This is a genomic window from Methylomusa anaerophila (genome assembly GCF_003966895.1).
Taxonomy (GTDB): Bacteria; Bacillota; Negativicutes; order Sporomusales; family Sporomusaceae; genus Methylomusa; species Methylomusa anaerophila.
The window spans coordinates 4,582,481-4,596,063 of sequence record NZ_AP018449.1 but is presented as its reverse complement, the minus strand read 5'-3'; the positions used below and the strand labels follow the sequence as shown (position 1 = coordinate 4,596,063).

Genomic DNA, 13,583 nt, shown 5'->3' with positions numbered 1-13,583 from the left:
CGTTCCATAGATATCCATAGATATCCATAGATAATAGATAATAGATAATAGATAGAAGATAGAAATCTTTTACGGGAGGGATGGCGTAATGCAAGAAGGATTTCTAATTGCGGACAGCGCCAGAAAAAATTCAATAATTGGTACGCCAAGGGATGAATTTATTGTTCAAAGCAGATCCTTAAGCTTATTTCAAAAAATTCTTTTGACCACAGACGGTACTGTTACCCATCTCCTTAGACTTTACACCGGTGAAACCATTAGAGTTAATAAAATCGAAAAATTCCCTGTTACTTTTTTTAAGGGGGAGAATATATATGAAACGACAAATTGATCATAAAGGTGCTCTTCTACTTGCCCAACTTTTTAAACTGCATGAACAATTACCGGAAAAAAGGCTGTTTACCTTTCAGCAAGAAAAGGAACTTTCCGATTTTCTTACAGTAAAGGCTCTTGTCAATAAAACAAAAATTCTCGGCAGTATGCTGCAGCAAAAATTAGCTCCGCAGGAAAAAACCTTACTTCTTTTCCCCCAAGGGCTGGACTATATTTATAGTTTATTGGCATGTTGGTACGCCAATGTTGTTGCCGTACCGATCCCGCTTACGGATGTGTCCGATCAGGAGCAGGTCTTAGCCAAAATCTGCGCCATTCTTGTCGACTCACAAGCGGCGTGCGTTATAACCGATACTAAGTTAAAAGAATTTCTTACAACGCAACAGGTAGTCACGCAAATTCCCCTACTGAACATTGACGAACTGCCTTCTGATGACGCCGATAGCAGGGCAGCAAGACCGCAAGCAACCTCCGACATTGGCATGATACTTTATACTTCCGGTTCCACATCCCAGCCCAAAGGGGTTATGCTCAGTCATGGCAACTTGTTGTCGCAGGCGTTGATAGGGGCAACCCGCTGGGAAATAAACCGGGACAGCCGTATTGTTACCTGGATGCCGCAATTTCACAGTTTCGGGCTGTGCTTTAATCTGTTAAGTCCTCTCTTAACAGGCGCCGCCAGTGTAATTATGCCGCCGAAGTGCTTTATTAAAGACCCGGAAGAATGGTTGAAGACCATTGATAAGTATCAGGCAACCCATACAGGCGCGCCTAACTTCGCCTTTGATTACTGCTGTTCGTTAATTGATACAACTGCTTTAAAAGAATGCTCTTTCCGCTCTCTCCAAGCGATAATCTGCGGCGGCGAGCCGCTTCGCAAAGAAACTGTTGAAAGCTTTACAGCCAAATTCCAGGGTTTGGGCCTGAAGAAAAATATTTTTTGCGCTGAATATGGCTCGTCGGAAACAGGTTCCATCGCCGCCAGCAAGCCCAATCAGCCTTTGAAATTTCTCTCTTTAGATCCTGCCGCCCTGAGCGAGAAGAAAATCAAACTGACTAATCAGACCAATAAAAGCAAATCCGTGGTTAGCTGCGGGGAAATCAGCGAGACTGTCCAAATACTCATTGTCCAGCCGGAAACCCGCATGCCTTGCGTCCCGGGTGAAATCGGTGAAATTTGGGTTAAATCACCTTCAGTAGGCAGAGGGTATGTGAACCGGCCGGAAGAAACGGCAAGCACTTTCGCCGCAGTCCTTAGCAATACCGGTGAAGGAGAATTCTTGCGTACCGGCGATCTTGGCTTCATCGAAGACAACCAGCTGTATATTGTTGGCCGGGAGAAAGAAGTAATCATCATTCATGGCAAAAATCATTATCCGGTGGATATTGAATGGACGATTAAAAAAAATATCCCTGAACTTTCCTTGCCGCTGGCGGTTTTTGCCTGTGAAGTTAATGAGCAGGAAAAAGTGGTTGTGGTCCAGGAAGTCGAAGCATCAGCCCAAGAAAAGGAAAATGAATTTGAAAATGAAAAAGAAACCCCATATAAAAAATTAATCGGCAAAATAATTGCCGCTGTATCGGAAACTCATGCAATTGAAGTATATGAAATTGCTTTTGTTAACAAAGGCATTGTTCCTAAGACCGGCAGCGGTAAAGTTCAAAGGAAACTATGCCACAATTTATACATTAAGCAAGAGCTGCCTGTTCTTTACAAATATCAACAGGGAGCCGGCGGCGCACAGCCTAAGACCCGGGACCTGCCTAAAGTCCAGGTTCCGTCGCCCCAGCTAAATCGTGAAATTATGGAGACCTTAAAAAAACATGTTTTTCTTCCGGTGCTTAATGCTGATCCTGCCAGACTGGAAGAAGTAGCGACATTTAGCGAATTGGGGCTGGATTCAATCCAATATGTACAGATTTCCCGGGGAATTGAAAATGTTTTTGTCATTGAATTCGCCCCGGTTGCGCTGTTCAAATACCGCAGTTTTGCAGAACTGGCGGAATATATTTCCACACAAGTAGCGGGACGGCCAATGCAAGGGATTAACCCGGAAAAATCCCAAACCGAAACAGGCTTAAATTTCACCAAAGATAATGATTATGCCAAAGATAATGACAAAGATAATGATAATGACGGTCAGGAAAGCATTGCTATAATTGGCATACATTATAATCTTCCCGGCGGAGCTGACGGGTTGGAGAGTTTTTGGGAAAATCTTGTGCGGCAAAAAGATTGTATAACTGCTATCGGCGCCAGTCGGCCGCAAATTATAGCAGATTGCCAGAATACTGACGGCGGTTCCCAGGATTTTTTCCCGCCGTGGGGTGGATTTATTGAAGAGGTTGAGGCATTCGATGCTCCCTTTTTCGGCATATCGCCCCTGGAAGCTGAGAGTATGGACCCTCAGCAGCGAAAGGTTTTGGAACTTGTTTGGGGCGTTATCGAAAATAGCGGCTACAACCCTTACCAATTAGCCGGTAAAGACATTGGCCTGTATATAGGTGCGCATAATTGCGATTATGCCGAACTGGTTTCCCGGCAGCCTGGGCTCGTGGAAACATACGGCGCTTATCTGGATTCAGGTCTTCATATGAGCATGATAGCCCACCGGATTTCCCGCTGGTTCAATTTCCGTGGTCCCAGCGAAGTGGTCAATACTGCCTGTTCCAGTTCTCTGGTGGCAATTCACCATGCCGTGGAATCAATTTATCGGGGCGAAAGCAGTATGGCCATTGCCGGGGGGATTAATCTTATCCTGGCATCCCGCGTGTATCGCGCCTGTAGCAAAGCCGGCATGTTGTCCCCCAACGGGCGCTGTAAGACTTTTGATGAACAGGCGGACGGATTTGTCCGGGGGGAAGGCTATGGCGCCGTGGTGCTCAAACCATATCGTCAGGCTATCGCGGACAGGGATACTATTTATGGCATTATAAAAGGGGCTGTTATCAATCATGACGGGCAGTCCAACTCACTGCGGGCGCCAAACCTCAATGCCCAAAAGGAGCTGATTAAAGCAGCTTATCAAAAGGCCGGCCTGCCGGTTGAAACCGTCGGTTATATAGAAGCTCACGGCACCGGTACGCCTTTAGGCGATCCCATTGAGATACAGGCGCTGCAGGAGGCGTTTCAAGAGCTCAATCCGGATCTTCCCCATGCTTTCTGCGGGCTGGGAACAGCCAAAACCAATATTGGCCATTGTGAATCGGCATCAGGCATAGCCGGCCTTATTAAAGTGCTGTTTTCCATGAAGTATGGGACTCTTCCCGCTATCCTTCATTTTAAGAAACTTAACCCTTATATTTCCTTGCAAAACAGTCCGTTTTTCGTCGTGGAACAAACCCGGGAATGGAAAAGACTAAAGGATGCAGCGGGACATGATATTCCCCGCCGGGCGGGGATCAGTTCCTTTGGCCTCGGCGGCGCCAACGCCCATGTAGTCATCGAGGAATATATTCCTGACAGTGCCCGGCGGCAAATGCCGTTCCGGCCGGAAAACACCGATACAGCCATTATACCTATAGCCGCAAAAACCCAAGCCGGTTTGCGGACATATGCCCAGCAGCTTCATAGTTTTTTAAGCAAATCTATGACTGAAGAACCAAGCCGGGATTTCCTGGACCAAGAAGAGACTGTTCAAAAAGATGCAGATGCTAGGCGGCTGCGAGGATTACGCCGCGCCGCGTACGGGGTTTGTACGCAAGCAAGCAACCGGAGCACCAACGACGCAGATGCGCTTTTTGAACAGTCTCAAGAAATTAATTTGTGGGACTTGGCTTATACCTTACAAGTGGGACGGGCAGCACTGGAAGAACGGCTTGTTTTTTTGGTCAGGGGAATTTCCGAATTGAAGCAAAAACTGGCGGCATTTATACAAAACAAGGGAGACATTAGCGATTGTTGGCACGGTCATATCAAGCAAGGCAAAAATTTGGTGGCTTTATTAGGAAACGACGAAGATTTCCAGCAGCTGGTGAGCAGCTGGATCGCCAAAAGTAAGCTCAATAAAGTTGCGCAATATTGGGTTCAAGGCGGCGCAGTCGATTGGAACCTGTTCTATACGCAGGCAACGCCCCGGCGCATTAACTTACCGTCTTATCCCTTTGCCAGGATCCGCTATTGGCTGCCGGCAATTGACGCTGCCCGGTCTAACAGTCCGGCAGGAACAGGTTTCATTCACCCCTTGCTGCAGCAAAACACTTCCGATTTATCCGGGCAACAGTTCAGTTCAATCTTTACCGGTCGGGAGTTTTTCCTGGCGGATCATATGATTCACGGCCAGCCGGTATTGCCGGCGGCAGCCTGTCTGGAAATGGCCCGCGCGGCAGTGGCACAGGTTGCTGCCAGATATTTGCGGGATAAAACGGGCATTTGCCTGAAGAATATAATTTGGGCCAATCCCATTAAAGCGGCGGTTCAGCCGGTCCGGGTACACATCGGACTTTGTCTTGACGACGCGGACAACGGCGAGATTGCCTACGAAATTTACAGCGAGGGCCCCGGCAACGGCGAACAGATAGTACACAGCCAAGGCAGCGCAGCATTACGGGTGGTTGCCGATATTCCGGCTTTGGATATTAAAGCTGTCCAGGCTGAGTGCAGCCGGAGTACTTTGACCGCCGCCCAATGCTACCAAGCTTATAAAAAAATAGGAATTGATTACGGGCCGGGCCATCAGGGGATTGAAACAGTGTATGCCGGGGCAGGTCAGGTGTTGGCAAAGCTTGGTTTGCCTGCCTGCGTTTCGGCTACGCAAAATCAATTCATTTTGCATCCCAGTATTGTGGATGCCGCCGTGCAGGCAGCAATCAGCTTTATGCTGTTTGCCGGCGATGCCGGCAGCACGGCCGGCCGGCCGGTCTTCCCCCTGGAGCTGCAAGAACTTGAAATTTTCGGCAGTTGTGCTGCCGCCATGTGGGCGGTGCTGCGCGGCAGCGACGACAGCGCCGCCGGCGGGCAGGTGCGGAAACTTAATATTGATTTGTGCGATGCGCAAGGAAATGTATGTATACGCATGAAAGGCTTTTCCCTCCGCGTACTGGCAGGAGAAGCGGACGCGGTTGAAACCCCGGCGGCTTACGGGGCCCTTATGCTGCAATCTGACTGGAAAGAACAGGATATTCCGCCGGCCGACCCGGCGCCTGAGTATGAGCAGCATCTGGCGATACTTTGCGAGCCGGCGGCAGCAGCCGGTGAAAGTATTGGGCCTGACATGAACAGGGTGCGCTGCCTTGTATTGACATCAGAGCAAGACAGCTTGGCCGAACGGTTCCGGAACTATGCCGCCCGCACGCTGGCCGAGATCCAAACCATTTTCCAGGGCAAGCCAAAAGGCAAACTGCTGGTCCAGATCGTGGTTTCCACCCAAGCTGAACAGCACCTTTTCGCCGGTCTTGCCGGCCTGCTGAAAACAGCCCAAATTGAGAATCCCAAGCTTAGCGGCCAGTTGATTGAAGTGGAAGCGGGGGAAAATTCCGCCAGGATTACAGAAATACTGCAAGAAAACAGCCGCAACCCCTGGGATCACCATATCCGCTATCAAGGCGGCAAACGCTACGTTGCCGGCTGGAGGGGAACGGAAGTTTCCCCGGCAGCAGCGAACCCCCCCTGGAAAGACCGGGGGGTTTATTTAATTACCGGCGGCGCCGGCGGTCTGGGACGGATTTTTGCCGGCGAAATTGCCCGGAAAGTCAAAGATGCAACGTTGATCCTTACCGGCAGATCGGCCCTTACCGCGGACAAGCAAGCCGAGCTGGAGCAATTGGCGGCTTTGGGCGCCCGGATCGAATACAAGCAGGTCGATGTGACCCAACAGCAAGCTGTTCACAGTTTAATCCGGCATATTGAGGATAGTTACGGCAGCCTTCAGGGCATTATCCATAGCGCCGGCATAATTAAGGACAATTTCATCTTAAAGAAAACCCAGGCAGAACTGGAGGAAGTGTTGGCGCCCAAGGTGGCCGGACTGGTGCATCTGGATGAGGCCAGCAAGCATCTGCCCCTCGACTTTTTCGTGTCCTTTTCCTCCATTGCCGGCAGTATCGGCAACGTCGGCCAGGCTGACTACGCCGCCGCCAACGCCTTTATGGACGCCTACGCCAGGTATCGCAGCCAACTGGCGGCCGCAAACCAGCGCCACGGCCAGACCCTGTCCATCAACTGGCCGCTGTGGCAAGAGGGCGGCATGCGCATTGATGAAGAAAGCCAAAAGACGATAAGGAAAAACACCGGCATGATCGCCATGCAAACCGCAACCGGCATCAGCGCCTTTTATCAGGCCTTAGCCGCCGGCAAAGAGCAAGTCATGGTGGTTGAAGGCGATGTGCCCCGGATGCAGGATTACCTGCTAACCGTTTCACCCCAGGCGGATGCCGATACCGAGGAGGCGGCTGCTGTCCAGGCGGAGCCATGGCTGCTGCGGGAAAAAACCTTGCATCAGCTCAAAGTTCTATTTAGTGAAATTTCTAAAATGAATGTGGCCGGGATTGATCCCGAAGAGCCACTGGAAAGCTATGGGATCGATTCCATCATGATTACCCGGCTCAATCAAAAACTTGACGGCATCTTTGGCGAATTGTCCAAGACCTTATTCTATGAGTATCAGACGCTAAGCGCGTTAGCCGAATATTTTACCGCCGACTATCCCCAAAAGTGCCTGCAGTGGACCGGACTAAACAATCAGGTTCGGCCAATGCCGGCAAAGCCAATCCTGTCGCCTGCCGCTGACGAGCTTCCCGCGCCGGCCGGGCTGAAAACACGCCGGCAGCTAAGCCGCGGCTTTACGGCGCCAACTGCCGACCGCAGCGCTTATGAGCCGGTTGCCATCATCGGCATGAGCGGGCGCTATCCCCAGGCGAAAAAGCTAACGGACTACTGGGAAAATTTAAAAGCCGGCCGGGACTGCATTACGGAAATCCCGCCGGAACGCTGGTCCCTGGACGGATTCTATCATCCCGATCCCCAGGAAGCGGCGGTGCAGGGAAAGAGCTATAGCAAATGGGGAGGATTTGTCGAAGGCTTTGCCGAGTTTGATCCGCTGTTCTTCAGTATTTCACCCCGGGAAGTCATCAATATGGATCCCCAGGAACGCCTGTTTCTGGAGTCTTGCTGGGAGGTGCTGGAGGATGCCGGTTACACCCGGGAGCAACTGGGCGCGCAATACAACCGTCGGGTGGGTGTTTTTGCCGGGATTACCAAAACCGGCTTCGATTTATATGGTCCCGATTTATGGAAAGAGGGCGAACAAGTCTATCCCCGCACTTCCTTTGGCTCGGTGGCCAACCGGATTTCCTATCTTCTGAATCTGCAAGGACCCAGCATGCCCATTGATACTATGTGTTCAGCTTCACTAACCGCTATTCATGAAGCCTGTGAACATCTTTACCGGGGAGAATGCGAAATGGCTATCGCCGGCGGCGTGAATCTGTACCTGCATCCCGCCAACTATGTCGATCTTTGCAATCATCACATGCTGTCCGAAGACGGAAAATGCAAAAGCTTCGGTCTGGGAGGTAACGGTTTTGTCCCCGGGGAGGGAGTGGGTGCTGTCTTACTGAAATCTTTGTCCCGGGCCGTCGCCGACGGGGATCATATTTATGCTGTCATTCGCGGCACCAGTATCAATCACGGCGGCAAAACCAACGGCTATACCGTGCCCAATCCCGTGGCCCAGGGGGATCTCATCCGGGCAGCCCTGGATAAAGCCGGGGTGAATGCGCGGGCAGTCAGTTATATCGAAGCCCACGGAACGGGTACGGCCCTGGGCGATCCGATTGAAATCGCCGGCTTAAGCCAGGCCTTTCAAAAGGATACCCAGGACACCGGCTTTTGCGCCATCGGTTCAGTAAAATCCAATATTGGTCATTTGGAAGCGGCAGCCGGGATTGCCGGCGTGACCAAAATCGTGCTGCAAATGCAAAATCAGGCGATTGCGCCCAGCCTGCACGCTCAGGAATTGAATCCGAATATCAATTTCGTCAAAACCCCCTTTGCGGTCCAGCAGGAGTTGGCCCCATGGAAACGGCCGGTGGCCACCGTCAACGGCCGGACCCAAGAATATCCCCGGATTGCCGGCATCTCATCCTTTGGCGCCGGCGGCTCCAACGCCCACGTCGTGCTGGAGGAATACATTCCTCCCAGCCAGGAACGGCATATAACTGCAATCACGCCGCAAAATCCGGCCATTATCGTGCTGTCGGCCAAGGATGAGGCAGGGCTGAAGCTGCAAGTGCAGCAATTGCTGGCCGTACTGCCGCACTTTGCGGCCGGTGAATTAAGGGATGTGGCCTACACGCTGCAAGTGGGCCGGGAAGCCATGGAAGAACGGCTGGCGGTGACAGCTGGATCAATCCAGGAACTGGCGGAGAAACTCCAGAATTTTGCAGCCGGCCGGGACGGCATTAAGGATCTGTACCGGGGTCAGGCCAAACAGAATAAAGAGACGCTGGCTGTTTTTACCGCCGATGAAGATATGGCCAAAATAATTGATGTCTGGATTGCAAAAGGAAAATATGCAAAACTGCTGGACCTTTGGGTCAAGGGTCTGGTCTTTGATTGGAACAAGCTCTATGGCGATACCAAACCCCGCCGCGTCAGTCTGCCGACGTATCCCTTCGCCAGGGAACGCTATTGGCTGCCGGCGACTCAGGCCAAACCCGGCGGCAGGCCGGCGGCAATCCCGGCCCTCAGCGGCGCGATACACCCCTTATTGCAGCAAAACACCTCCGACTTTGCCGAACAGCGGTTCACCTCCACCTTTACCGGCCAGGAGTTTTTCCTGGCGGATCATGTAATAAAGGGGCAGCCGGTATTGCCCGGCGTGGCCTATCTGGAAATGGCCCGGGCCGCCGTGGCGCAGGCGACAGGCGTCCGGCCGGACGAAAAGAGCCGGTTCCGGCTCCGGAACATCATCTGGGCGCGTCCCATCGCCGCCGGCGGCAAAGCAGTCGAGGTGCACATCGGACTTCACCCGGAAGAGGACCGGATCGCCTACGAAATCTACAGCCGGTCCGGTGAGGCCGGCGACGGGCCAATCGTGCACAGCCAGGGCAGTGCCGTGCTGAGTCCGGTTGCAGAAGCACCGGCTGCCGATCTGCCCGCCTTACAAGCACAGTGCAGCCAAAGGATTTTTTCACCCGATCAATGCTATGAGGCTTTTCAGGCGATGGGGATTGACTACGGCCCGGCTCACCGGGGAATTGAGCGGGTGTATGTGGGTTCGGGCCAGGTGCTGGCGAAGTTGTCCCTGCCTCTTGCCGTCGCCGCTACCCGGGATCAGTTTGTCCTCCATCCCAGTTTGATGGATTCGGCCCTGCAGGCGTCAATCGGGCTGATGATGAGCGCCGGCGATACGACGCCGTCCGGCGGTATGGCCGCCCTTAAGCCGGTCCTGCCGTTTGCCTTGCAGGAAATTGAAATTTTCAGCAATTGCCCCGCCGCGATGTGGGCGCTGATCCGGTATGGCGACGGCGGCCAGGACGGGGATAAGGTGCAGAAACTGGATATTGACCTGTATGACGCTGAAGGGAATATTTGCGTGCGGATGAAGGGCTTATCATCCCGTGTGCTGGAAGGGGAAGCGAGTTCGGCAAAAGCCGCAGCCCCACGGGGAACCCTAATACTCCGCCCTGACTGGAGAGAGCAGGCCAGTGCCCGGGAGGCCGCAGCCCTTGACTATGTTCAGCAGGTGGCAATGCTCTGCGAGCCTGATGAAATTTCCCGGGAAATCATGGCAACCCCGCTAAACGGGGTGCGTTGCCTCCTGCTGGAGTCCAAGCACGAAAGCATGGAGGAACGGTTCCAGGACTATGCCGCGCAAGCATTTGAAGAAATCCAAAACATTCTTAAAGCCAAACCGGCAGGCCAGGTGCTGGTCCAGATCGTCCTTCGCAACCAGGAGGAACAGCAATTATTCACCGGCCTGGCCGGACTTTTGAAAACAGCCCGACTGGAGAATCCAAAATTAACAGGACAACTGATTGAAATAGAACCGGCTGAAGATGCGGCGGGAATTATAAATAAACTGCGGGAGAACAGCCTTAACCCCATGGATGATCATGTCCGGTACCAGGCCGGCCAACGGCTGGTGGCCGTCTTAAGTGAAATAGAAACTCCCCCGGAAGCAATAAAGGTTCCCTGGAAAGACCGGGGTGTTTACCTGATTACCGGCGGCGCCGGCGGTCTGGGACTCATTTTTGCCGAAGAAATTGCGCGGCAAGTCAGGGATGCAACCTTGATTCTCACTGGCCGGTCCTCCCTCGATGCCGGCAAGCAAGGCCGGATTAAGGAACTGGAATCCCTCGGCGCCCGGATAGCCTATAAACAAGTCGATGTCACCCGGGAACAGGCAGTTGCCGGCTTAATCCAAAGCATCCGGGATGACTTTGGCGGCATCAATGGCATCATCCACAGCGCCGGCGTGATTAAAGACAACTTCATAATCAAAAAGACAAAAGATGAGCTATTGGCAGTGCTGGCTCCCAAGGTAACGGGACTGGTACGCCTGGATCAAGCCAGCCAGCATCTGCCGCTGGACTTTTTCATTTTCTTTTCTTCCGGGGCGGGAGTTCTCGGCAATCCGGGCCAGGCCGATTACGCAGCCGCCAACGCTTTTATGGACGCCTACGCCAGGTATCGCAGCTCATTGGCGGCCGCGCAACAGCGCCATGGCCGGACGCTGTCCATCAACTGGCCGCTGTGGCAAGAGGGCGGGATGCACGTTGACGCGCAAACCGAAAAAATGATGGAGCAAAGTACCGGGATGATGGCCATGCAGACAGCAACCGGCATCAAAGCCTTGTATCAAAGTATTGCCTTTGACCAGGAACAGGTGATGGTGATGGAAGGCAATGTGACGCAGTTAAGGCGCTCGCTGGTATTCGGTTCAGCACCCCGCGAAATCACAACCCGCCAGGAAAAAGCCGGTTTGCCCGGCGATTCTCTCAAAGTGCAAACCCTGAATTTTGTTAAACAAACTTTGGCGAATGAAATTAAACTATCCCCGGACAGGATTCAGATAGATACTCCCTTTGAAAAATACGGCGTTGATTCCATTGTGCAAATGAATTTGATTCGGGAGATGGAAAAGGTAACCGGCGAGCTTTCTAAAACACTGTTGTTTGAACATACTAACATTCAGGAACTGGTCGAATATCTTGTGAAAAATCACGCCGGCCGGCTGAAGGAATTAACCGCCCCGGAAAGTGACGGGGATTTAAAGCAAGGGACAACTGCCCTGCCGGCATTGCCGGCAACTGCACCCTCATCTTTGCCTAAGAAAAACCGTTTTACGGGATTACCAAGACCGGAACAGACTTTAACAAAACAAGCAGCGGCAGATATCGCCATAATCGGCATCAGCGGACGGTATCCCTTGTCCAATACCCTGGCCGAACTCTGGGAGCATTTAATAGCCGGGCACAACTGCATTACCGAGGCTCCCCCGGACCGCTGGCGCGTTTCGTTAACCAAAGCATTGGCCCCGGACCGGTTGCAGCATTTATATAAGAGGCATTATGGCGGCTTTTTGGATCCTATTAACCGGTTTGACCATCATTTGTTTGATATAGCTCAGGAGCAAGTTCTGGAATTCTCACCGGAACTGCGGCTATTTTTGGAGATTGTCTGGGAAACATTTGAGGACGCAGGTTATACCAGGGCTTGGCTGCAAGAACTGCAAACCGGCTATCACAGCGGGATCGGGGTATTTGTGGGAACCATGTACAGCCAGTATTCCTGGACCATTCCTTCATTGGAACAGGCAGTGCTAAGCTCTAACGTGACGGACTGGCAAATTGCCAACCGGACCTCCCATTTCTTCAATCTCACCGGTCCCAGCATCGCCGTCAATTCCGCCTGTTCCGGCTCTTTAACCGCAATTCATCTGGCGTGTGAGAGCCTTAAACAGCAGAGTTGCTCGATGGCCATAGCCGGCGGCATTAATCTAACCCTGGATCCCGCTAAATTTTTCGGGCTGCAGCAGATAAAGTTTTTGGGAAGCGGCAATCAAAACAAAAGTTTCGGCACGGGCGACGGATATATCCCCGGTGAAGGCGTCGGCGCAGTGCTGCTAAAACCTCTTCCGCTGGCAATTAAAGATGGTGATCACGTTCATGGGGTGATTAAAAGCAGTTTTGTCAATCACAGCGGCGGCCGGCAGGTGTATACCGCTCCGGATCCGAAGCAGCAGGCCCAGTTGATTGCAGAATCCATCCGGCGGGCGGGAATTGATCCGGAAACCATCGGCTATGTTGAATCAGCGGCCAATGGCTCGGACCTGGGGGACCCCATTGAAGTCATTGCTCTCAATAATGCGTTTAAGCAATATACCGACAGACAACAGTTTTGCGCCCTGGGATCGGTAAAATCCAATCTGGGCCACTTGGAGGCCGCCTCCGGCATTTCTCAGCTTAGCAAGGTAATCTTACAACTGAAACATAAAACTCTCGCGCCGACAATTCATGCCAGCCCCCAAAATCCCAATATTAAGCTGGATCATACTGCGTTTTATCTGCAAAAAGAAACCCGGCCTTGGCAGCAGCTTAGTGATCCCCGGACCGGCGGGAAGCTGCCCCGCAGGAGCCTGATTAATTCCTTTGGCGCGGGCGGAGCTTACGCAAATTTGATTGTGGAAGAATTCATGGCCGAAACTCCCGCAACAGGGGCGAGTATATCCTCGCCCCAGGAGTACCTCATAATATTCTCGGCCCGGACAGAATGGAGCCTGATGAAATATACTGAGAAACTGCAGGAATTTTTGCGGAAAAATTCCGCCGTTGCCATAGCCGATATTGCGCAAAAATTACAAAAAGTCAACCATAACCTGGAGCATAGGGTGGCGATTATCGCCTCATCCGGCCGGGATCTCTCCGAGAAATTAAGTATTTTGCAAAAATCAGGCGCAAGTTTGACCGATGCGGGTATTTACCTGTCGGCAAGCATGAATTTTGCCGCGGATGATGCCGAAGCATTAGTTATTCAGCAAGCATTGGCAAAACAGGAGTTAAGGCAATTGGCACAGTATTGGGCAGCCGGCGCCGTAATAGATTTCCGGCGGCTTAATGAAAACACCGGAACTCCCGGAATCGATTTACCCAAGTATGCCTTTGAACATAATATTAAGTTCGACTTTAATAAGGAAGCAGTGAATTTTGATGCTGAGTTTTTTCAAATTCTGCTGGATAGAATCGCAAAAGGTGAACTGTCGGAAGATGAATTTAAAGATGCCATGATGTAAAAAGGAGGGGATGGA

Annotated in this window: 2 protein-coding genes; both read left to right on the top strand. The window is 52.1% G+C overall.

The annotated features are described in order from the left end of the window. Positions 1 to 88: 88 nt before the first annotated feature. Positions 89 to 331, top strand: coding sequence for a hypothetical protein (locus MAMMFC1_RS20560; RefSeq protein ID WP_126310261.1), 243 nt, complete (start codon positions 89 to 91; stop codon positions 329 to 331). Then, positions 315 to 13,568: an SDR family NAD(P)-dependent oxidoreductase gene (locus tag MAMMFC1_RS20555; RefSeq protein ID WP_126310260.1), complete on the top strand. Its 13,254-nt coding sequence runs from the start codon at positions 315 to 317 to the stop codon at positions 13,566 to 13,568. The genes MAMMFC1_RS20560 and MAMMFC1_RS20555 overlap by 17 nt, the downstream gene beginning before the upstream one ends. Positions 13,569 to 13,583 lie beyond the last annotated feature (15 nt).